This window comes from Streptomyces poonensis (genome assembly GCF_014650915.1).
Lineage (GTDB): Bacteria > Actinomycetota > Actinomycetes > Streptomycetales > Streptomycetaceae > Streptomyces > Streptomyces poonensis.
This window is the reverse complement of sequence record NZ_BMVW01000004.1, coordinates 100,267-120,377: the sequence shown is the minus strand read 5'-3', so window position 1 is coordinate 120,377 and position 20,111 is coordinate 100,267. Positions and strand designations below refer to the sequence as shown.

Below are 20,111 nucleotides of genomic sequence, written 5' to 3'. Positions count from 1 at the left end.
CGGAAGGGGCTCGCCATGGCGGAGCCGGAGATGAGCGTGTCTCCCTACTGGGAGCTGACGTTCGACGCGGACGGAGACGTGGACGACCGGCAGCGGGAGCGGCTGCTCACGCAGGTCGTCCGGCGGGGAGTACGGCACCTGGTCGTCTTCGCGCACGGCTGGAACAACGACCGCGCGGCCGCGACCCGGCTCTACAGCCGCTTCTTCGCGCCGTTCCCGGACCTCGCGCCGCACGCACCCCTGGGGTACGTGGGAGTGCTGTGGCCCTCGATGCGGTTCGCGGACGAACGCGTCTCCGGCTTCGCCCCGGCGACGGCGGCGCCGCCCACGCGCCCGGTGCTCGACAAGGGCAGCCGGCACGCGCTGCTGGAGACGTTCCCCGGGCGGGCCACCGTCGTCGACCAGCTGGCCCGGCTGCTGGACCAGCGGCCGGACGACGCCGGGGCGCTGGACGAGTTCGGCCGTCTCGTACGGCTCCTGGTGGAGGTGCGGCCGCAGGGCCCGCAGGCCGCGTTCGCGGCGGACACCCTCGCCGGCGGGGTACCCCAGGGTGATCCAGAGATGCTGTTCGGGGACACGGTCGCGATCTGCGGCGAGTTCGCCGGGGCGCTCGCGGAGACGGAGTCCGCCGCCGGGATCCGCGCCGCCGGACCGCCGAGACTGTGGGACGGCGCCCATGAACTCCTGCGCCAGGCCACCTACTTCGCGATGAAGCGGCGCGCGGGAACCGTCGGCGAGCGCGGGCTCGGCCGGGCCGTCGGACAGCTCGCGCAGACGGCCCCGGACGTGCGCGTGCACCTCGTGGGGCACAGCTTCGGGGCGCGGCTAGTGTCGTTCGCGCTGCGCGGGCTGCCCAGAGGGGTGCGCACCGTGGGGGGCGTGACGCTGCTCCAGGGCGCCTTCTCGCACTACGCGTTCGCCGCCCGGCTGCCGCACGACCCCCGGTCCGGCGGGGTCCTGCACGGCCAGCAGAACCGCATCGACGGCCCCCTGGTGTGCTGCCACTCCCGCCACGACTCGGCGCTCGGCACGTTCTACCCCCTCGCTGCCCGTACGGCGGGCGACTCCCACTCGCTCACGGGCTTCGACGCCGGCCGCCTCCTGGGCGCCAAGTGGGGTGCGCTCGGCCACGACGGGGTACGGGCGGTGCCGGACACCCCCGCCCTCGGGCTGGCCGACACGCTCCGGCTGCGCCTGCCCACGTCCGGCTGTGTGAACATCGACGCCGCGTCGGTGGTACGGCGCGGCGGCCCGCCGGCCGGCGCGCACAGCGACATCTGCCACCAGGAGCTGGCACGGGTGGTGCTGGCGGCGGGCCGCGTCGTCTGACCCGCCGCCGGCACAGCGCCGCCCGCGCTCCGCTACCGGTGCGACGTGAACTCCACGACCTGCTGGTACGTCGGCCGGTTCTGCCAGCTGATGCGCCCGTGCTCGATGCCGCCCAGCGGCCGCTGGACGACCGAGTCGGCGCACCACTGGTCACCGGCCGCGCAGCCGTCGTCGCCCGGGTAGACCTGGGCCGCGGTCCGCCCGGCCGCCTCCTTGAGCGTGCGGGTCAGGACGTCCCGGCAGCCGGCGAGGGTGCCGCCGCCGCAGTACGTCCGGGCGAGGCCCCCCTGCACCTGCTCGCCGAGGACGGACCGTACGTCCTTGTCGACGTAGGACCACCAGCCGTACTGGAAGGCGCTGCCGGCGTGCGCGCCGGTCGGGCCGTGCGCGGCCGACGGGGCCTCGTCGACCGGGAGGTTCGCCGTGAACGCCGTGTAGAGGTCACTGCCGAGGCCCGGTTCGAACTGGGCCTTCACCAGCAGCGGCCACCAGGCGTCGAGGATGCGGACCGCGTCGGCGTGGGCGTACTTCTTGGAGCCCGCCGCGGTCTCCGTGCGCAGTCCGCCCGCCGCGACCCAGTCCTTCAGCTTCGTCACCGCCGCCGCGACCGCGGGATCGGTGACCGGCGCGCTGTCGAGGACCTTCAGCAGCTCCGGCAGCACGTCCTCGGCCCGCAGGTCGGCGAGGCCCGCCTCGGCCATCGCCTTGACCAGCGACGCCCTGGTGACACCGCCCCCGTCCACCAGCTTTCGCACCCGGTCGTCCAGCAGGTCGCCGCGGTGCACCGAGCCGTTGCCCCAGGGGGCCGCGGTGTACTCCTCGGCCTGCTTGTTGTTCCAGGAGATGTAGTAGTCCTGGTCGACGGAGTTGGGGTGCGCGGAGGGCGGGGTGTACCGGGCGGTGTTCGTTCCCGGGTCCCAGTCGCGCCACTCGTACGCCGGCCGCGCCCACACCGGGAACTCGGCGTCGACGTCCGTGACCCGCACGGGATTGTCGCCGCTGTTGTAGTACGCGGTGTGCTCGGAGTCCGCGTAGAACCAGTTGAAGGTGTAGTTGATGTGCTGGGCGGCCTTCTGGAAGCTCTCCGGGCCGGTGACGTGGCCCGGGTCGTTCAGCATCTGGAAGCCGATCACCGAGTCGACCTCGTGCAGATAGGAGGAGCGCAGGGTGGTGTACGCGACCTTCTTGCCGTCGACCGTAGCGCGGTGCGTGACCGGGCCGTACGCGGTCCGCCACGCCTGCATGCGGTAGGAGCCCGCCGCGGTCGCGTCGGCGACGGTCGGCTTCCAGCTGTTGGTCTGTTCGACCTTCTCCATCGGGGTGCAGGTGCCGCGGTACAGGTAGTGGTGGTCGTCCTGGCACAGCTCGACCGCGTACGTGTCGATGACGTCCTGGCCGGAGGTGGTGGCGCTCCAGGCGTAGTCCTGGCCGCGGCCGAGTTCGACGTACATGCTGAGTCCGGCGAAGGAGGCGCCGCGGGCGCTGATGCCCGGGCCCTGCAGCTCCTGGAGCAGGAGCAGCTGGGGCGCGAAGTAGCCGGTCTGGGGGCCGAAGACGGCGATCGGGTGGCCGCTCGCGGTGTGTTCGCCGCTGACGACGAGGGCGTTGGACATACCGCGCCGGGCCGAGGTGAGGGCCTGCGCGGCGGCCGTGGCGGAGGTGTCGGCGGCGGTGGACGTGGCCGCGCTGCCGGTGCGGTCGTGCACCAGCGGCTCCTGTGTCACCGAGCCCGGATCGGGCAGGGCCCTGCCCTGCGGGTCCTCGGGCCTGGCCCCGTACGGGAAGCTGCCGTCGTGGACGGTGAGGACGGCCTCCGGGTCGTTGCGCATCCGGAAGGACTCCCACACCTTCGTGCCCTCGGCCACGCCGTACTTGGACTGGGCGGCCAGCAGGGAGAGCGCGTTGTTCACCTCGCCGCCGCCCCCGGAGCCGAAGAGGGCGCCGACGACGGAGGCGAGGGCGACCAGGTCGGTGAGCTCGAAGTGCTCGATGGTGCCGGCGTTGGTGATCGAGTCCTTGTGGCCGGTCAGGACGTACTCGCCGGGGAAGTAACGGCCGCGGTCGGAGGCGTCGATGTAGGCGTTGATGCCGTCGAGGTAGGCGGTCGCGTCGGCGAGGGCCTGCTCGCCGCGGGCGCCGTTGGTCGCGAAGACACGGTCGATCTGGGCCTGGAGCTCGGCCTCGGTGTAGGGCGCGGTGCGCCAGAACTGCTGCTCCAGGGCCTGGTTGGAGGGGGCGCCGCCGGCGAAGGGGGTCAGCCGGCCGCGGCCCACGTGCCGGAAGACGTCCATCAGCCACAGCCGGTCCTGGGCGGCCGCATAGCCGGCTCCGAACTCGGTGCCGTATCGAGTGGTACCGGTGATGTGCGGCACACCGGTCTTCTTGTCGCGGACGATGGTGACGTCGGTGCGGCCGGCCGGTTTCAGGGTGGAGGCGACCTGGTCGGCGGGGACGCCGAAGGAGGCGTCGCCGAAGAATTCGTTGATCTTGGCGTCGGTGAGGGCCGGATAGCCGGTGGCGAGGTTCGCGTACGGTCCGAGCCGGTCGCCGGAGTGCGCGGGCCGGGTGCCGAAGGCCTGGTGGAGGAGGATCTGGGCGAGGGTGGCGTTGCCGTTCTGGCCGGGCGGCAGGATGTCGGAGCACTGGCCGCCGCAGTGGTCCGCGGCCGCCGCCGCGCCGACGGTGCCCGATTCCGCCGCGGTGGCTGCCGGTTCCGCCCCGACGACGGCCGGTGCGGCCGATCCCGTACCAGTGGAAATCTGTTCCGCGGCGGTCGCCGGGGACAGCGGGACGAGAAGTCCCGCTCCGAGGACGCATATGGAGGCCGTCGTGAGGAACTCACGGAATCGGCGGGGAGTTCTCAGTCTGTCGAGGGCGGTGCATGGGGTGCGCCAGGTCATGACAGCTACCTCCCGACGGGGGTGGACCGGACTGTTACCGCCGGTATCCCCGAGTTTGGAGATGAACATGCGTCAAGTTTTCGGGAGGCGCCAACAGACCGCCGACACCCGGAAATCGCCGGTGGCACGGGGGACGAGCGGCCGAGAACCGTTCGACGGATGCCTTATGGAGGTCATCCGAAATCGAATGGAGCCGAATCGCGTGTCGATACGTCTATTCGGCGACGTCCGTACGACGACGACGCCGAAGTGACCGAAGTTCAGGTGCAGGTGTGACGGAGGTGCAGGGCGATGGCCGGATTCCGGAGTCTGGCGAGACAGGTGCGCGACCCCAGGAGTGATCTGGCACTGCGGCGTTATTCGCTGCGCAAGTGCCTGGAGAGGTTCGCCCCGTACGGGCATCGGGCGACCTGGGACCATTTGTGCTCCCGGGCCGGGTTCGGTCCGGAGGACCGTTCCCCGGATCCGGCGCGGCTCGTGGCCGCACTGGACGAGCTGGAGGAGGCCCGCTCCGTCTGGCTCGCGTACGAGGAGCAGTTCGCGCAGCGCCGTAAGAAGGAGAAGCACGACGGGCTGCGCAGGCCGGGCAGTGTGGACGACTGGCACCGGCTGACCTGGGGCGGATTCGGCGTCGCCTGGTGCGACGATCCGCATGTCCACCCCCATGAACCACTGGCCGAGGTGCTGCGCCGGCTGATCTCCGCGCTGGAGCGCGAGCCGGGCGCGGTCTGCCCGGTGTGCGAGGGCAAGCACCTCACCTGGAAGTACGACCTGGCCCACGAGCCGTCGTCGGGCCCGGTCTGCACCGAGTGCGGGATCGTGGTGCCGCGTCCCGTACTGACACCCGAGGCCCTGGCGGACGCCAGGTGCGGACGGCTGCTCGTGTCGGCCTGAGCCGAAGGAGCACTCCGGTGTCGGGAGACCATGGGGGGTCCGTGCTCAAGGGGGTGCCCCGGCTCGGCAGAAGCCGGGCAGGGGAAGAAGCCGAGCGCCCGGGGGGCGCCGAGACCCGAAGGGCCGAGTACGGTCGCGCTCTCGACACCGGTCGACACCGGCGATGCCGGGCACGGGCGGTATGCCGCGCGGCATACCGCGTCGTCAGTGGCGGCTGTGCCGCCGGCACCCGAGGACAGGGCCGGAGCGGCGACGCTCCCGGCCGTACGGACCCGGGTCAGGGTCCGGGCCGGGCCCGGGTCAGGCTCCGGGTACCGGTCGGGGCGGCCACCGGCGTCCGGGCCGCGTCCGACGATGCCCACTCGGTGACGGAGGGACCGGCCGGGGACGCGCCGTTCCGGCACACGCCGCCCGGCGCATACCGCGAAGATCGACCGTAACAGGGCGAATTCCGGTCGCTCCAGCCCTTTTTCTTCGGGACAGTCGGTGGCGATGCGTCTCACCCGACCCACCGAGGAGCCCCGATGTCGACGCTGCGCGTCACCGCCGAAACGCTGACCGTCCACGAGCATCCGAACGCCGACGCGCTCGAGCTGGCCCAGGTGGGCCTGTACCGGGCCGTCGTGGCGAAGGGCGCGTACCGCACCGGCGAGACGGCCGTCTACATCCCGGAGCAGTCCGTGCTCCCGCCCGCGCTGATCGAGGAGCTGGGCCTGACCGGCCGCCTGGCGGGCGGCGAGGCGAACCGGGTCAAGGCGGTCCGGCTGCGCGGCGAGCTGTCGCAGGGCATCGTGTGCCGCCCGGGAGCGCTCGCGGACGTGGACCTGGCGCGGGCGGCGGCGGACGGCACCGACTTCGCCGAGGTGCTCGGCATCACCAAGTGGGTACCGCCCATACCGCCCACGATGAGCGGCGACGTCGAGTCCGCCCCGGACCTGCTGCCCTGGGTCGACATCGAGAACATCCAGCGCTACCCGGACCTCTTCGCCCCCGGCGAGCCGGTCGTCCTGACCGAGAAACTGCACGGCTCGGCCTGCCTGCTGACCTACGTCGCGGGCGAGGGCCGCGTCCACGTCTCCTCGAAGGGCTTCGGCGCCAGGTCGCTGGCCCTCAAGGAGGACCCGCGCAACCTGTACTGGCGCGCGGTGCACGCCCACGGCGTCGCCGAGGCAGCGGCCGCACTCGCCGAGCGGCTCGGCGCGCGCCGGGTCGGCGTCTTCGCCGAGGTGTACGGGGCCGGAGTGCAGGACCTCGCCTACGGCGCCGACGGCCGCCGGGACACGCTCGGTTACGCCGTCTTCGACGTATCGGCGGAGATCGGCGGCCAGACCCGCTGGCTGGACGCGGCCGAGCACCTGACGGGCCGACTGCCGCTCGTACCGCGGCTGTACGAGGGCCCGTACGACATCGACCGCGTCCTGGCGACCGCCACCGGCCGGGAGACGGTGTCCGGGCGCGCACTGCATCTGCGCGAGGGAGTGGTGATCCGGCCCGTCATCGAGCGGTACAGCCCGGTGACCGGCGGGCGGGCCATCGCGAAGGCGGTCAGTCCGGCGTACCTGACACGGAAGGGCGGCACGGAGTACGAGTAGGCCCGCGGCCTCCGTACGGCCGGCGCGGGCGGCCGGGAACCGCTCAGCGGCAGTCCCCGGCCGCCTCCGCCCGCTCCTGCTCCTGCTCCTGCTCCTTCTTCCGCGCCGCGCGCCGGGCCGAGCCTCGCGCCACCATGAGTCGGGAGCCGCTCAGCCGCTCACCGAAGACGTCGTCGGGGTTGGACAGCACACAGCCGTCCAGGGACAGACAGCCGCAGCCGATGCAGTCGGTGAGGTGGTCGCGCAGCCGGTTGAGCTGCTTGATGCGCTCGTCGAGCTCGGACCGCCAGGACTCGGACAGCCGGGCCCAGTCCTCATGGGTCGGGGTGCGCTCCTCGGGGAGTTCCGCGAGGGCCTCGCGGATCGTGGCGAGGGGGATGCCGACGCGCTGCGCGGCCCGTACGAAGGCCACGCGCCGCAGCGCGTCGCGGCTGTAGCGGCGCTGGTTGCCGCTGGTGCGGCGGCTGCTGATCAGGCCCTTGGACTCGTAGAAGTGCAGGGCGGAGACGGCGGCGCCGCTGCGGGCCGACAGCTGGCCGACGGTCAACTCGTGGATCGCCTGGGGAATTTGGGGCACCTGTCAGAGCCTACCTACCCCCTGTCGGCGCCCGTCCGTTGACAGGGGCCCGCGACCCCACCATGCTAAGCAGTTGCTTAGACATTGCACTGTGGCCCGGAGACAGCCGGGAAGCGGGAGGACGCACCATGGCAGAGCCGAGGATCTTCACATCCGCCGACGAGCTGAAGGCGGCGGTGGGCGAGCAGCTCGGGTACAGCGACTGGCTGGAGATCGACCAGAAGCGCATCGACCTCTTCGCCGAGGCCACGGGCGATCACCAGTGGATCCACGTGGACCCGGAGAAGGCCGCCGCGGGCCCGTTCGGCACGACCATCGCGCACGGCTACCTCACCCTGTCGCTGCTGCCGCTGCTGGTGCCGCAGGTACTCAAGGTCGAGAACGTGAAGATGGGCGTCAACTACGGCACCAACAAGGTGCGTTTCCCCGCCACGGTGCCGGTGGGCTCCCGGCTGCGCGCCTCCGTCACCCTCGCCGATGTCACGGAGGCGGGCGGCGGGGTGCAGATCACCACCGCGGTCACGATCGAGCGCGAGGGCGGCGACAAGCCGGTGTGCGTGGCGGAGTCGGTGGCCCGCTACTACTTCTGAGCCGCGCCCGGGGCTACTTCTCGGCCCCGACCATCCGCAGCACGAGGTCGGCGTAGAGCGCGCCGACCTCGTCGGGCGTCCGGGGGCCGTTCACGTTGAACCAGCGGGCCACGTCGATGCAGAGCGACAGCACGGCCAGCGTGGTGCCCTTCACGTCGGGCACGTCGAACTCGCCGGCCGCCACACCGTCCTCGATGATCTCCCGCACGGTCGAGTCGTTCTGCCGCCGCAGCGCCACGATCTCGGCGCGCGCGTCCGGGCCGAGGGCGTCCAGCTCGTACTGCACCACCCGGGCGACCGTGTGCTGCCCGGCGTGCCAGCGCACGAAGGACCGTACGGCCTCGGCGAGCCGCTCGGTGGGGGTGCCCTCGCCCTCGGCCGCCGTCCGCAGCACCCGCAGGGCCTTCTCGTGCCCGATACGGCTGATCCGGTGGAGCAGCTCTTCCTTGGTCTTGTAGTGGATGTAGAGCGCGGCCGGACTCATGCCCGCGCGGCCCGCGATGTCACGGGTCGTCGTCGCGTGGTAGCCGCGCTCGGCGAATGCCTCCACCGCGGCGACGAGCAGCCTCCGGGCCGCGTCCGGGGTGACCTCGCCCCACGGCTGCGTCTCGCCGCCGGCCGTCTCCTCCGCCGTACTCATCGCTCGTTCGCCCCTTCCCGTGGCAGGGTGAACACCATACCCCCGAAGGTGAGCGGTTGCTTAGAGAGCCCGCTCAGCGCGTATGCGGCGACGGATCGGAGCTGCACACCCTCACAGCTTCTCGAAGGGATCGTGCTCGGAGAGGAGCTTCTCCAGCCGGGCCTGGTCGACCCGGCTGACGATCTGCCCGGCCTCCTGCCGGTCGCGGATCACCTTGGCGAGGGTGAAGGCCGAGGTCACGAGGTACAGCACGGCGATGGCCAGGAAACCCCGGACCCAGGCGTCCGCGTCCAGCTGGTAGATACCGACGGCCGTGGCCGCCATGGCGACGGCGAACGAGGCGACGGCCTGCCCGTAGAAGGCGGCCGTGGACTGCTGCTTGACCGGTGTCTCACTCATGCGGAAAAGGATCGGCGGACATGGCCGGAACCACATCCGCCGAAGTACTCACCCGCCTACTCAGACGCGGGCACCGGGATCAGAAAGCCGAGACGCCGGTCAGCGCCCGCCCGATGACGAGCTTCTGTATCTGGCTGGTGCCCTCGTAGAGGGTCATCACGCGCGCGTCCCGCAGCAGCTTCCCCACCGGGTACTCGTCGATGTAGCCGTACCCGCCGTAGACCTGGAGCGCGTTGTTCGCGGCACGCACGGCGGCCTCGGAGGCGAACAGCTTCGCCTTGCTGGACTCGGTGGCGAAGGGCTGCCCTCGGTCGATCAGATCGGCGACGCGCCAGGTCAGCAGCCGCGCCGCGTCGACATCGACGGCGATGTCACTGATCAGCTCCTGCACCAGCTGGTGGTGGGCGATGGTCTTGCCGAACTGCTCGCGCTCGGTCGCGTACGACACCGCGGCGTCCAGCGCGGCCTGGGCGATCCCGACGCACCCCGCCGCCACCGACATCCGCCCCTTGGCCAGCGCGGACATCGCGACGGCGAACCCCTTGCCCTCGGGCCCGAGCATCGCGCTCACGGGCACCCGCACGTCCTCCAGGACCAGCTCGGCGGTGGCCTGCCCGCGCAGCCCGAGCTTGCCGTGCACCGTCCGCCGGGTCAGCCCGGGCGTGTCCGTGGGCACCAGGAACGCGGAGACACCCTTGTGCCCGGGGGCGTCGGTGGACCGCGCGAAGAGCAGCACGACGTCGGCCCAGGTGCCGTTGGTGATGAACATCTTGGCGCCGTTGATCACGTACGTGTCGCCGTCCCGCACCGCGCGCGTGGACAGGTTGCCCGCGTCGGAGCCGGTGCCGGGTTCGGTGAGGCCGAAGCAGCCGACGTACTCCCCCGAGGTGAGTCCGGGCAGCCAGCGGCGCTTCTGTTCCTCGTTCCCCCAGGACGCGACGGTCTTGGCGACCAGCCCCAGCGACACGGACACGATGCCGCGCACGGAGGAGTCGCCGCGCCCGAGCTCCTCGGTCACCAGGCAGTACGCGAGGTGGTCGCCGCCGCTGCCGCCGTACTCCTCGTCGATCGTGAGCCCGAGGAAGCCGACCTCGCCGAGCTTCTTCACGATCGAGCGGTCCACGGCCTCGGCCCGGTCCCACTCGACGACATACGGGGCGATCTCGCCCTCGACGAAGTCCCTGGCGAGCCGCCGCACGGCGACCTGCTCCTCGCTGAGCTCAAGGTTCACGAAATGTCACCCCACAAGAAGGGAACCGGGAAGGCGGTCCACGAAGGCGGCCCACGAAGCGACGCACAGAAACTAACACTGCTAGTTTTACGGCGCAGCCCTACTATGTGCGCCATGGCCCGACCGCGCAAGCCCCTCCTGAGCACCGACCGGATCGTCGCCGTGGCACGGGAGCTGGTCGACGGCGAGGGCCTGGCATCCCTCTCCACCCGCCGCCTCGCCGCCGAACTGGGTGTCAGCGGCCCGTCCCTCTACAACCACTTCCGCACCAAGGACGAGATCCTGGAGGCGGTCGCGGACTCGGTGAGCGCGCAGGTCGACCTGTCGATGTTCGAGGACGGCCGGGACTGGCGGACCGCCCTGCACGACTGGGCCGTCTCCTACCGGGCGGCCCTGCGCGACCACCCCAACATCGTCCCGGTCCTCGCCCGCGGCCCCGGCCGCCGCCCGGCCGGCCTGCGCCTCGCGGACGCGGTCTTCGGCGCCATGGTCCAGGCGGGCTGGCCCCCGGCCCAGGCCACCTCCATCGGCGCCCTGATGCGCTACTTCATCATGGGCTCGGCCCTCGGCTCCTTCGCCGGCGGCTTCGTGGACGACGAGGCGGCCTACGACCCCGCCGACTACCCCCACCTCGGCCAGGCCCATCTCCTCGCCGACCGGCAGGAGAAGATCGACGAGCGGGCCTTCGAGACCGGTCTGACGGCGCTGCTGGACGGGCTGGCGCAGCAGTACGAGCAGGTGAGGTCGATTGCCCAGGACGCATCCGCCCAGAACGCATCCGCGTAGAGAACTGCGGCGCGGAACACTTCGGCGGGCACCGAAGCGTCCGTACCGCATGCTGGGATCCATGACCTCCAAGGACGCCGGAGCACCGGGACTCGCCCGGCTGGCCGGCCTGATCGCCGACGAGACGCGGGCCGCCTGTCTGCTGGCGCTGCTCGACGGGCGGGCGTGGACCGCCGGGGAGCTGGCGCGGCACGCGGGTGTCGCCCCGTCCACGCTGAGCGAGCATCTGGGCAAGCTGGTCGCGGGCGGGCTGCTCGCCGAGGAACGGCAGGGCCGGCACCGGTACGTACGGCTGGCCGGCGCGCGGGTCGCACAGCTGGTGGAGGACCTGGCCGCGCAGGTGGCGCCGGAGGCCGGGGCCCGGCGCCCGCGCACGCTGCGGGAGTCGAGCGCCGGGTCGGCGCTGGCGCGCGGCCGTACCTGCTACGACCACCTGGCCGGGCGGCTCGGTATCGCGCTCACCGACGCGTTCACCGCACGCGGGCTGCTGGTCCAGGACACCGGCTTCGCGCTCACCGAGGCGGGGCTGGCCTGGTTCGGCTCCGCCGGGATCCGCCTCGACCGCACCGGGCGCCGCCCGCTGGCCCGTGCCTGCCTCGACTGGACCGAGCGCCGTCCGCATCTCGCGGGCGTCGCGGGCGCGGCGCTGTGCCGGCACGCGCTGGACGCGGGCTGGTGCGTGCGCATCGGCTCCGGGCGGGCGGTCAAGGTGACGGAGGCCGGCGAGCAGGCCCTGTCCGGCCTGCTGGGCATCGGGGCGGCGGCGCTGCGCTGAGCCCGCCCCGTCCCCCTGCACAGAATCGTCCGGCTCCCTTGCACAGCATCGTCCGGTGCCCTGCGCCGTCCGAAATACGCGAGCCCTCGAACCGTCTCTTCCCTAACCTCGGGAGCATGATGAACCACCCCTTCTCACACCCGGCCCGCCGGACGGAGCTGCTCGCCGCGGGCGCCGCCGCCGTCACCGTGGTGCTGTGGGCCTCCGCCTTCGTCTCGATCCGCAGCGCGGGTGCCGCGTACTCGCCGGGCGCACTGGCCCTCGGGCGGCTGCTGGCCGGTGCCCTGACACTGGGGGCGATCTGTCTCGTACGGCGGGAAGGGTGGCCGCCGCGCTCGGCCTGGCGCGGGATCGCGATATCGGGGGTGCTCTGGTTCGGCTTCTACATGGTGGTCCTGAACTGGGGCGAGCAGCAGGTGGACGCCGGTACCGCCGCCCTGGTCGTGAACGTCGGCCCGCTGCTCATCGCGCTGCTCGGCGCCCGGCTGCTCGGGGACGCGATGCCGCCGCGGCTGCTGGCGGGGATGGCGGTGTCGTTCGCCGGTGCGGTGACCGTGGGGCTGTCCATGTCGGGCGGGGGCGGTTCCTCGGTGTTCGGGGTGGTGCTGTGTCTGCTGGCGGCAGTCGCGTACGCCGGCGGTGTCGTCGCCCAGAAGCCGGCCCTGGCGCGGGCGAGCGCGCTCCAGGCGACGACGTTCGGGTGCCTGGTCGGGGCGGTGCTCTGTCTGCCGTTCGCCGGGCAGCTGGTGTCCGAGGCGGCCGACGCGCCGGTCTCCGCGACGCTCAACATGGTCTATCTGGGTGTGTTCCCGACGGCCCTGGCCTTCACCACGTGGGCGTACGCCCTGGCCCGGACGACCGCGAGCCGGATGGGCGCGACGACGTACGCGGTTCCGGCCCTGGTCGTGGTGATGTCGTGGGTGGCGCTCGGCGAGGTGCCGGGGCTGTTCACGCTGGTGGGCGGGGTGCTGTGTCTGGCGGGGGTGGCGGTGTCGCGGTCGCGGACGGCTCGGGCCGCGACAGCGCCGGACGTGGCGGAACCGCGGCCCGAGCGCACCCCGGAGTCGGCGTGAGCACGCCCGGCCGGGCGGGGCGGGACGCCCGCTAGAACACCACCAGCGCCCGGCCGCCCTTGCCCGCCCGCATGTTCTCGAAGGCGGCCGGTATGCCGTCCAGCGCGATGTGCTCGGTCACCAGGGCGCCGAGGTCCAGCCGGCCGGCCCGGATGTGCTCGGCCAGCACCGGCAGGTCCTCGGCCGGGTTCGCGTTGCCGTAGACACAGCCGGACAGGGTGCGGCCCCAGTGGAAGATCTCCAGGGCGTTGAAGGTGACCTGCTGGTCCTTGCCGCCGATGCCGACGACCGTCGTACGGCCGCCGCGCCGGGTGGACTCCCAGGCCGTGCGAATGGTGACCGCGCGGCCCACGCACTCCACGGCCACGTCGACGCCCTGCTTGCCGGTGAGGGCGCGGATCTCGCGGGCCGTGGTGTCGGAGGCGAGCACGTAGTCGGTGGCGCCGGCCGCGCGGGCCAGCTCCTCCTTCTCCGGGGAGACGTCGACGGCGACGATCTTCGACGCGCCCGCGATCCGGGCCGCCTGGAGGGTGGCCAGGCCCACTCCCCCGACGCCGAACACGGCGACCGTCTCGCCGGGCCGGACCTTCGCCGCGTGGTGGACGGCGCCGTAGCCGGTGAGGACCGCGCAGCCGAGCAGGGCGGCGTCGGTGAGCGGGACGCCGTCCGGGGCGGGCAGGACGCAGGAGGCGGGTACGACCGTCTCCTCGGCGAACGCGGCGACGTTCAGGCCGGGGTGCAGGCCGGTGCCGTCGTCGGCACGGTGGGCGTGCACGTCGGCGGCGCCGCTGAGGGCGTCGGCGCACAGCCAGACCTCGCCGAGCGAGCAGGGGTGGCAGGTGCCGCAGGAGGGCGCCCAGTTGAGGACCACGCCGTCGCCGGGCGCGAGGTGCGTGACGCCCTCGCCCACGGTGACGACCGTGCCCGCGCCCTCGTGGCCGAGGACGGCGGGGACCGGCACCCGCAGGGTGCCGTCGGACAGGGACAGGTCGGAGTGGCAGACCCCGGCGGCGGCGAGCCGGATACGGACCTGGCCGGGACCGGGGTCCGGCAGGTCGATCCCGGTGATCTCCAGCGGGGCTCCGACGGCGGGCACTACGACGGCGCGGACGGCACGGACGGCCATGGCGGGTGACTCCCTTGGGACTGGATCAGCAGGACGGGATCGGCAGGACGGAATCAGAACTGGAGGGACTTGGTCTGCAGGTACTCGGACAGCCCGTGCGCACCGAGCTCCCGCCCGACGCCCGACTGCTTGTACCCGCCGAAGGGCGCGAGGGGGTTGAAGCGCCCGCCGTTGATGTCCACCTGCCCGGTCTCCAGCCGCCGCGCGAAGGCCACCGCCTCCGCCTCCTCCCCGGCCCACACGGCGCCCGCGAGCCCGTACACCGTGCCGTTGGCGATCCGTACGGCGTCGTCCTCGTCCTCGTACCGGAGGATCGACAGCACCGGGCCGAAGATCTCCTCCTGCGCGATCGTCATCTCCGGCGTCACGTCCGCGAAGACGGTCGGGCTGACGTAGTAGCCACGCTCGCGCGGGGCCTCCGGGCCGCCCGCGACCAGCCGCGCGCCCTCCGCGATCCCCTTCTCGATGTATCCGCGCACGCGTTCCTGCTGCCCCGCGTTGACGAGGGGACCGATGCGGTCGCCGTACTTCGCGGCGGCAGCGGCGGCGAGTTCGACCGCCTCCTCGTACTGGGAGGTGTGCACCAGCATGCGCGTCCAGGCGCTGCACGTCTGGCCGGAGTTGGACATGACGTTGGCGACGCCGACGTTGACCGCCTTGGCGAGGTCGGCGCTCGGCAGGATGACGTTGGCGGACTTGCCGCCCAGTTCCAGGGCCACGCGCTTCACCGCCGCGCCCGCCGTCGCGCCGATCCGCCGGCCGACCGCCGTGGAACCGGTGAAGGAGACCAGGTCCACGCCCGCGTGCTCGGCGAGGGCCTGGCCCGCGACCGGGCCGAGGCCGGTGACGAGGTTGAGGACGCCGGCCGGGACGCCCGCCTCGTGGGCGGCCTCGGCGAAGAGCTGCGCCGTCAGCGGGGTGTCCTCGGCGGGCTTGAGGACGACCGTGCAGCCCGCGGCCAGCGCGGGGGCGACCTTGGCGACGATCTGGTGGAGCGGGTAGTTCCAGGGGGTGATCGCGGCGACGACGCCGACCGGCTCCTGGTAGACGGTGGAGTTCCCCACCTTCTCCTCGAAGGGGTACGCCGCGGCCAGCTCGGCGTACGACCCGGCCACCATGACCGGCATCCCGACCTGCACCTTCTGCGAGAACGCGAGCGGCGAGCCCAGCTCCGCCGTGACCGTCCCGGCGATCTCGTCCAGGCGGCCGGCGAGCGCGTCGCGCAGGGCGCCGAGGACGGCGCCGCGTGCGGCGGGCGGGGTGGCGGCCCAGGCGGGGAGGGCGGCGCGCGCGGCTCGTACGGCGGCGTCGACGTCCTCGGCCGTGCCCGCCGGGACCCGGGCGATCACCTGCTCGTCGGCGGGGTTCACGACCTCGATCGTGTCCGTCCCGGCGGCGGGCCGCCAGGCGCCGTCGATGTACATGCCGTCGTGTGCCTTCATCGTGTCCTCCCCGGGGCGGGCATCGTCGGCCGCGGCGATCGGTCGCCGTCGACCCGGCCCCCTAAACTAGCGACGATAGTTTTCTGTCACCAGAGGGGTCCGTCCAGGAGTACTCGCCCCGCCGCGCCGCCACCACACCCCCAGCGCGCCGGGGAACGTCAGAAGCCGACCTCGCCGCCCGGCTCCCTGACCGCCGTAAGGTGCGCGAAGACGACGATGTTGCTGTTGTAGCCGCTCTCGCGGTCGTAGTCGCCGCCACAGGTGATCACGCGCAGCTCCGGGCGGTCCCGCCGGCCGTACACCTCCTCGTTCGGGAAGCCGTCCTTCTCGAACGTCCGCACGGTGTCCACGGTGTAGACGGCGGTACGCCCGTCCGCGCGCCGTACCTCCACGACGTGGCCGGGACCGAGCGCGCCGAGCGCCGCGAAGACGGCCGGCCCCCTCCGGGTGTCACGGTGGCCGACGACGACCGCCGTGCCGGGGCCGCCGGGTGCCGGGCCCTGCTCGTACCAGCCGACCAGTTCGGGCCTGCTCTCGTCGGGCGCGGGCAGCCGGCGCCGGTCGTCGAGGCGCAGGCCCGTGACGGGCGCCTCGATGTCGAGGTACGGGATGTCGACGCGGACCGCCCGGGACCGCGGCAGCGGCCGCGGCGCGCCGGGGGACGAAGGACGGGCGGAGGCGGAGCCGGCGGGCGCCGGGCGGGCCGGCGCCCCGCCGGGCGACGCCGGCGAGGCGGGGACCGAGGGGGTACGGGCCGGCGAGGCGGAGACCGGTGACCGGTGAGCCGACGGGGTGGAGGCCGGCGGGGCGGACACGGCCCCCGAGGACTCCGACGCGCGTGGTGCCCCCGCACCACGCGCGTCGGTCCGGGCCCCGGCCACCTCGGCGGGCTCGTCGTCCTGCGCCCACCAGACGCCGCCCACCAGCAGCGAGACGGCCACCACGACCGTCCTCGCCAGGCGGTAGGCGCGCCTCCGGAGCCAGGGCCGCTGGACGCCTCTACGCAGCGCCATCGGCGCGCCGACGGCGCATCCGGAGGTACATCGCACCGCCGATCGCGGCCGAGCCGACGGCCGCCGCGCCCGCGACCGTCGAGAAGTCCTGCGCGAGGCCGCCGCCACCGGCGGGCGGCCCGCCGTTGGGACCGATCGCGGCCTGCGGACCGGCGGCGTTGCTCACGGTCGCGCGCGGACGGGCGGCGCTGGGAGTCGCGGCGCTCGGGCTGACGACGCCCGGGCTCACGGCGCTCGGGCTGACGGCGCCGGGCCTGGCGGTACCGGGGCTCGCCGCGCCGGGGGACGCCGCACCGGGGCTGGCGGCGCTGGGGCTGGCAGCGGACTGCCTGGAGTCCGAGCACTCCGCCTTGAAGTCCTTCTGCTTGCCCGCGCCCGCCCCGCCGAGCATCTTCCAGGTGAGCCGGTACGCCCCCTCCGGAGCCGTCAGGGGCTCGGACTTGCCCGCTCCCTTGACGAGGGAGAGGGAGCCGGAGAGCGCGCTGCCGCCGGGCTTGGCGGGCTGGGGCTCGATGGTCCAGTCGAGACCCTGGACCGTGTCGAAGCCGGTGGCCTCGAGCTGGAACCGGCAGACCGCCGGCTGACCGTTCTGCGGGGCGACGGCCACGCCCTGCACCCGAGGCGTGACGTCCCCGTTGTCACCGGGAGCCGCGACGGCGCCGGGGGCTGCGAAAAGGGCGATTCCCGTGACGGCGAGCGCCGCGAGGCCGACGGCGCCGGAGCGCGCTCCCGAGCGGCGTGGGAGGAACGAGGTGGACATACATGACCTCCGGGTCAGGTGATATTCACACAAATCGGCTTTCACCCGACTCTCCGTCCATCCGCACGCGCAGGTGTGCGTGCCGCGCCCCGCGGCCCGTCAGATATCGCCCTTCCGGCCCAACGAGGCCCTGGCCCGCCGGCACCGGGCCCGGGCTCCGGCGACCCCTCCCGCTCCCGTTCCGCGCTCCGATCCGTTCTCCGTTCCGCGCCTGGTTCCGGTCTCGGCTCTGGTCTCGGCTCTGGTCTCGGCTCCGCGCTCGGTATCCCTCTCCGCTCCGCGCTCGGTTCCGCTCTCCGGCCGCGCGGTCGAGCGCAGGGCCGTGGCCGAGGACAGCAGCAGCAGCGCGCCCAGCATCACGAAGGGCGCGGCCACTCCCGCGACCCCGGCGACCAGGCCCGCGGCGGCGGGCGCGGCGACCTGGCCGAGCCGGTTGCCGGTCAGCCGCAGCGCGAGCGCGGTGGACCGGGCGCCGTCCGGGGCGGCCTGCACGACGGTGGTCATGGACAGCGGCTGTCCGACCCCCAGGCAGAACCCGAGGACCGCGAGCATCACGGCCAGCGCCCACACCGGCACCGGCACCGCGATCCCGGCACACAGCACGGCGGCCAGCAGACAGGTCACGGTGAGCAGCGCGGTCCGGCCCAGCAGCCGCAGCATGGGCGTCATCACGAGCCGGCACGCGATGGTCGCCGCCGCCCGCAGGCTCAGCAGCAGACCGATCACGGACGGCGCGATGCCCCGGTGCTCGCCCACCACCGGCAGGTACGCGGTGAGGATGTCGGTCGCGGACAGCACGGCGAGACTGACGAAGATGCCCCCGGGCACGCCCCGCGTGCGCAGGATGCGGTGCACGGGGACCCGTTCGGCGTCCTTCGCACGGGACGTGGGCGCCGTACGGTGCTCGATGCGCCACAGCGACGTGCACGCGACCGCCGCCCCGGCCGCCGCGACGAGCAGCGCCAGCGCGCTCGTGCCCGCCATGTCCCGGCCGCCGATCAGCGCGCCCGCGGCGATCGGCCCGACGAGCTGGCCGAGCGAGGCGCCGATGGTGAAGTGCCCGAAGTTGCGGTCCTGCTCGTGCGGCGCGGACTGGCGGGCCACGATCGACTGAGCGCCGATCACGAAGCAGAGGTGGCCGAGCCCCATCACCCCGCTCCAGGCCGCCATCGCCGCCAGGGAGTCCGCGACCCCGCTCAGGGCGCAGCCGCCCGAGATCAGGACGACACCGACGGGCAGCAGCGGCGCGCACCGCCCGTGATCGGTACGGCGGCCGAGGGGCACGGCCACGAACAGCGGGAGCAGGGCGTAGACCCCCGCGATCACACCGACCGCGCCCTCGTCGGCGCCCAGCGCCAGGGCCCGGTAGGACACGGCGGGCCGGGCCATCGACACCGCCCCCTGCGCGAAACCGAAGGCGATGACGAGGCGGAGCAGCCAGCCACGGTTCCCACCGGGCCTCACGATGACGTGCCTCCTCGAACAACTACTGACAACAGTTACGAACGACTACGGACAACTACCGAACATGATCGCTCAGATGATGCCCATCAGGATCCCGGCCCCCAGCACCACGAGCGAGGTGAGCGCCGCCCACTTCACCACGAACCGGGTGTGGTCACCGAACTCGACCTTGGCCATGCCGACGAGCACGTACACGGCCGGCACCAGCGGGCTGGACATGTGCAGCGGCTGGCCGACGATCGAGGCGCGGGCGATCTCCAGCGGCGACACCCCGTGCGCGGCACCGGCCTCGGCGAGCACCGGCAGGACGCCGAAGTAGAAGCCGTCGTTGGACATGAAGTACGTGAGCGGCAGGCTGAGCACGCCGGTGACCAGCGCCATGTGCGGGCCCATGCCCTCGGGGATGGCGTCGACGAGCCAGTTGGCCATGCTGTCGACCATGCCGGTGCCCTGGAGCACCCCGGTGAAGACGGCGGCGGCGAAGACCATGCCGGAGACGTTCAGGGCGTTGTCGGCGTGGGCGGCGAGCCGCGCCTTCTGGTCGGCCATGTTCGGGAAGTTGACCGTCAGGGCGAGGGCGGCGCCGAGCAGGAACAGCACCGGGATCGGCAGCAGCTCCATAATCATGGCGGCGAGGAGCACCGCGGTCAGCAGCGCGTTGAACCAGTACAGCTTGGGGCGCAGCGTCGGGCGGTTCGGGTCGAGGCCCTGCAGGCGCGCGTCGCCGCCGCCTTCACCGTCGTCGCCGGAGGCGTCCGCATCGGTACCGGCGCCGGAGCCGCCGACGGCCTTGGGCGTACGCCCCTTGCCGGCCCCCGACGCCCCCTCGGCACCGGCACCGGCGCCGACGAGCACCGTCTCGCTCTCCTGCTCCTTCTCCAGCACCTCGTCCAGGCTCAGCACACCGAGCCGTTTGCGTTCGCGCAGGCCGAGCCCGTACGCGAGGATCACGACGAAGAGGAGTCCGGCGGCGAGCGCCGGGATCATCGGGACGAAGATGTCCGCGGCGTCGAGCTTCAGCGCGGTGGCGGCGCGGGCGGTGGGACCGCCCCAGGGCAGGGTGTTCATGACACCGTTGGCGGTGGCGGCGACACCGGTCATCACCACCAGGCTCATTCCCAGCCGCTTGTACAGCGGGTACATCGCCGAGACCGTGATCATGAAGGTGGTCGAGCCGTCGCCGTCCAGCGACACGATCGCGGCGAGCAGGGCCGTACCGATCACGATGCGCAGCGGATCCGCCTTGCAGAAGCGCAGGATGCCCCGCACGATCGGGTCGAAGAGGCCCACGTCGATCATGACGCCGAAGTAGACGATCGCGAACATCAGCATCGCGGCGGTGGGCGCCAGGGTGCCCACCCCCTCGATGACGTAGTCGCCGAGATGGGCACCCTTCCCGACGAACACACAGAAGAGCGCCGGGATCAGCACGAGCGCCGCGATCGGCGACATCTTCTTCATCATGATCAGGACCAGGAAGGTCGCGATCATGGCGAAGCCGAGGATGGTCAGCATGAGTT

The 20,111-nt window shown here is 72.9% G+C and carries 18 protein-coding genes; 7 read left to right on the top strand and 11 right to left on the bottom strand.

Features of this window, described 5'->3' with window-relative positions; genetic code table 11:
* Positions 1-15 precede the first annotated feature (15 nt).
* The gene (locus IE242_RS13350; RefSeq protein ID WP_189858717.1) at positions 16-1,329 is read left to right on the top strand and encodes an alpha/beta hydrolase; all 1,314 of its coding nucleotides are present in this window, start codon (positions 16-18) and stop codon (positions 1,327-1,329) included.
* A 32-nt stretch (positions 1,330-1,361) separates the two neighbouring features.
* Here the strand turns inward: IE242_RS13350 and IE242_RS13345 are convergent, their stop codons facing one another.
* Positions 1,362-4,229 carry a penicillin acylase family protein gene (locus IE242_RS13345; RefSeq protein ID WP_189858715.1) on the bottom strand — a complete coding sequence of 956 codons (2,868 nt, stop codon included), beginning with the start codon at positions 4,227-4,229 and terminating at the stop codon, positions 1,362-1,364.
* A gap of 291 nt (positions 4,230-4,520) precedes the next feature.
* Between IE242_RS13345 and IE242_RS13340 the strand changes: the two genes are divergently transcribed.
* Positions 4,521-5,123 (top strand): hypothetical protein, encoded by a 603-nt coding sequence (locus IE242_RS13340; RefSeq protein WP_189858714.1) that lies wholly within the window; start codon positions 4,521-4,523, stop codon positions 5,121-5,123.
* 524 nt (positions 5,124-5,647) lie between these two features.
* Positions 5,648-6,715, top strand: a complete 1,068-nt coding sequence (locus tag IE242_RS13335; RefSeq protein ID WP_189858712.1) for an RNA ligase (ATP) — start codon at positions 5,648-5,650, stop codon at positions 6,713-6,715.
* Positions 6,716-6,758: 43 nt separating this feature from the next.
* Here the strand turns inward: IE242_RS13335 and soxR are convergent, their stop codons facing one another.
* On the bottom strand, positions 6,759-7,292 hold the full coding sequence (soxR, locus tag IE242_RS13330) for a redox-sensitive transcriptional activator SoxR (RefSeq protein ID WP_189858710.1): 534 nt from the start codon (positions 7,290-7,292) through the stop codon (positions 6,759-6,761).
* A 128-nt stretch (positions 7,293-7,420) separates the two neighbouring features.
* Between soxR and IE242_RS13325 the strand changes: the two genes are divergently transcribed.
* Positions 7,421-7,882: a MaoC family dehydratase gene (locus IE242_RS13325; RefSeq protein ID WP_189858708.1), complete on the top strand. Its 462-nt coding sequence runs from the start codon at positions 7,421-7,423 to the stop codon at positions 7,880-7,882.
* A gap of 13 nt (positions 7,883-7,895) precedes the next feature.
* On the opposite strand, the gene IE242_RS13320 is transcribed toward IE242_RS13325, so the two are convergent.
* The 3 genes from IE242_RS13320 to IE242_RS13310 all read right to left on the bottom strand — a co-directional run bounded on the left by IE242_RS13320 (position 7,896) and on the right by IE242_RS13310 (position 10,152).
* On the bottom strand, positions 7,896-8,522 hold the full coding sequence (locus tag IE242_RS13320; RefSeq protein WP_189858705.1) for a TetR/AcrR family transcriptional regulator: 627 nt from the start codon (positions 8,520-8,522) through the stop codon (positions 7,896-7,898).
* Positions 8,523-8,633: 111 nt separating this feature from the next.
* Complete coding sequence (locus IE242_RS13315) at positions 8,634-8,921, bottom strand: YiaA/YiaB family inner membrane protein (RefSeq protein ID WP_189858704.1); 288 nt, start codon at positions 8,919-8,921, stop codon at positions 8,634-8,636.
* 79 nt (positions 8,922-9,000) lie between these two features.
* Positions 9,001-10,152: an acyl-CoA dehydrogenase family protein gene (locus IE242_RS13310; protein ID WP_189858702.1), complete on the bottom strand. Its 1,152-nt coding sequence runs from the start codon at positions 10,150-10,152 to the stop codon at positions 9,001-9,003.
* Between the two features lie 114 nt (positions 10,153-10,266).
* On the opposite strand from IE242_RS13310, the gene IE242_RS13305 reads away from it, so the two are divergent.
* The 3 genes from IE242_RS13305 to IE242_RS13295 all read left to right on the top strand — a co-directional run bounded on the left by IE242_RS13305 (position 10,267) and on the right by IE242_RS13295 (position 12,786).
* Positions 10,267-10,938: a TetR/AcrR family transcriptional regulator gene (locus IE242_RS13305; RefSeq protein ID WP_189858700.1), complete on the top strand. Its 672-nt coding sequence runs from the start codon at positions 10,267-10,269 to the stop codon at positions 10,936-10,938.
* 61 nt (positions 10,939-10,999) lie between these two features.
* A complete protein-coding gene (locus tag IE242_RS13300; protein WP_189858698.1) occupies positions 11,000-11,713 on the top strand; it encodes an ArsR/SmtB family transcription factor in 714 nt (237 codons plus the stop codon).
* Positions 11,714-11,829: 116 nt separating this feature from the next.
* Positions 11,830-12,786 carry a DMT family transporter gene (locus IE242_RS13295; protein WP_189858696.1) on the top strand — a complete coding sequence of 319 codons (957 nt, stop codon included), beginning with the start codon at positions 11,830-11,832 and terminating at the stop codon, positions 12,784-12,786.
* Between the two features lie 31 nt (positions 12,787-12,817).
* Here the strand turns inward: IE242_RS13295 and IE242_RS13290 are convergent, their stop codons facing one another.
* From IE242_RS13290 to IE242_RS13260, 6 genes are all read right to left on the bottom strand, one after another.
* Positions 12,818-13,912 (bottom strand): zinc-binding dehydrogenase, encoded by a 1,095-nt coding sequence (locus IE242_RS13290; RefSeq protein ID WP_189858695.1) that lies wholly within the window; start codon positions 13,910-13,912, stop codon positions 12,818-12,820.
* A gap of 53 nt (positions 13,913-13,965) precedes the next feature.
* Positions 13,966-15,354, bottom strand: coding sequence for an aldehyde dehydrogenase family protein (locus tag IE242_RS13285; RefSeq protein ID WP_189858693.1), 1,389 nt, complete (start codon positions 15,352-15,354; stop codon positions 13,966-13,968).
* Between the two features lie 158 nt (positions 15,355-15,512).
* Positions 15,513-16,367: a class F sortase gene (locus IE242_RS13280; protein ID WP_189858691.1), complete on the bottom strand. Its 855-nt coding sequence runs from the start codon at positions 16,365-16,367 to the stop codon at positions 15,513-15,515.
* Positions 16,354-17,127, bottom strand: a complete 774-nt coding sequence (locus IE242_RS37700; RefSeq protein WP_229858908.1) for a hypothetical protein — start codon at positions 17,125-17,127, stop codon at positions 16,354-16,356. The genes IE242_RS13280 and IE242_RS37700 overlap by 14 nt, the downstream gene beginning before the upstream one ends.
* A 99-nt stretch (positions 17,128-17,226) precedes the next feature.
* Positions 17,227-18,591, bottom strand: coding sequence for an MFS transporter (locus IE242_RS13265; protein WP_189858685.1), 1,365 nt, complete (start codon positions 18,589-18,591; stop codon positions 17,227-17,229).
* 72 nt (positions 18,592-18,663) lie between these two features.
* Entirely contained in the window at positions 18,664-20,106 is a 1,443-nt protein-coding gene (locus IE242_RS13260; protein ID WP_189858683.1) for a CitMHS family transporter, read from the bottom strand.
* Positions 20,107-20,111: the final 5 nt, after the last annotated feature.

Bases quoted from the DNA above. Each gene is read 5' to 3' on its own strand.
- IE242_RS13350 (WP_189858717.1), top strand. From the start codon at position 16: ATGGCGGAGCCGGAGATGAGCGTGTCTCCCTACTGGGAGCTGACGTTC.
- IE242_RS13345 (WP_189858715.1), bottom strand. From the start codon at position 4,229: ATGACCTGGCGCACCCCATGCACCGCCCTCGACAGACTGAGAACTCCC.
- IE242_RS13340 (WP_189858714.1), top strand. From the start codon at position 4,521: ATGGCCGGATTCCGGAGTCTGGCGAGACAGGTGCGCGACCCCAGGAGT.
- IE242_RS13335 (WP_189858712.1), top strand. From the start codon at position 5,648: ATGTCGACGCTGCGCGTCACCGCCGAAACGCTGACCGTCCACGAGCAT.
- IE242_RS13325 (WP_189858708.1), top strand. From the start codon at position 7,421: ATGGCAGAGCCGAGGATCTTCACATCCGCCGACGAGCTGAAGGCGGCG.
- IE242_RS13320 (WP_189858705.1), bottom strand. From the start codon at position 8,522: ATGAGTACGGCGGAGGAGACGGCCGGCGGCGAGACGCAGCCGTGGGGC.
- IE242_RS13315 (WP_189858704.1), bottom strand. From the start codon at position 8,921: ATGAGTGAGACACCGGTCAAGCAGCAGTCCACGGCCGCCTTCTACGGG.
- IE242_RS13305 (WP_189858700.1), top strand. From the start codon at position 10,267: ATGGCCCGACCGCGCAAGCCCCTCCTGAGCACCGACCGGATCGTCGCC.
- IE242_RS13300 (WP_189858698.1), top strand. From the start codon at position 11,000: ATGACCTCCAAGGACGCCGGAGCACCGGGACTCGCCCGGCTGGCCGGC.
- IE242_RS13295 (WP_189858696.1), top strand. From the start codon at position 11,830: ATGATGAACCACCCCTTCTCACACCCGGCCCGCCGGACGGAGCTGCTC.
- IE242_RS13290 (WP_189858695.1), bottom strand. From the start codon at position 13,912: ATGGCCGTCCGTGCCGTCCGCGCCGTCGTAGTGCCCGCCGTCGGAGCC.
- IE242_RS13285 (WP_189858693.1), bottom strand. From the start codon at position 15,354: ATGAAGGCACACGACGGCATGTACATCGACGGCGCCTGGCGGCCCGCC.
- IE242_RS13280 (WP_189858691.1), bottom strand. From the start codon at position 16,367: ATGGCGCTGCGTAGAGGCGTCCAGCGGCCCTGGCTCCGGAGGCGCGCC.
- IE242_RS37700 (WP_229858908.1), bottom strand. From the start codon at position 17,127: ATGTCCACCTCGTTCCTCCCACGCCGCTCGGGAGCGCGCTCCGGCGCC.
- IE242_RS13260 (WP_189858683.1), bottom strand. From the start codon at position 20,106: ATGCTGACCATCCTCGGCTTCGCCATGATCGCGACCTTCCTGGTCCTG.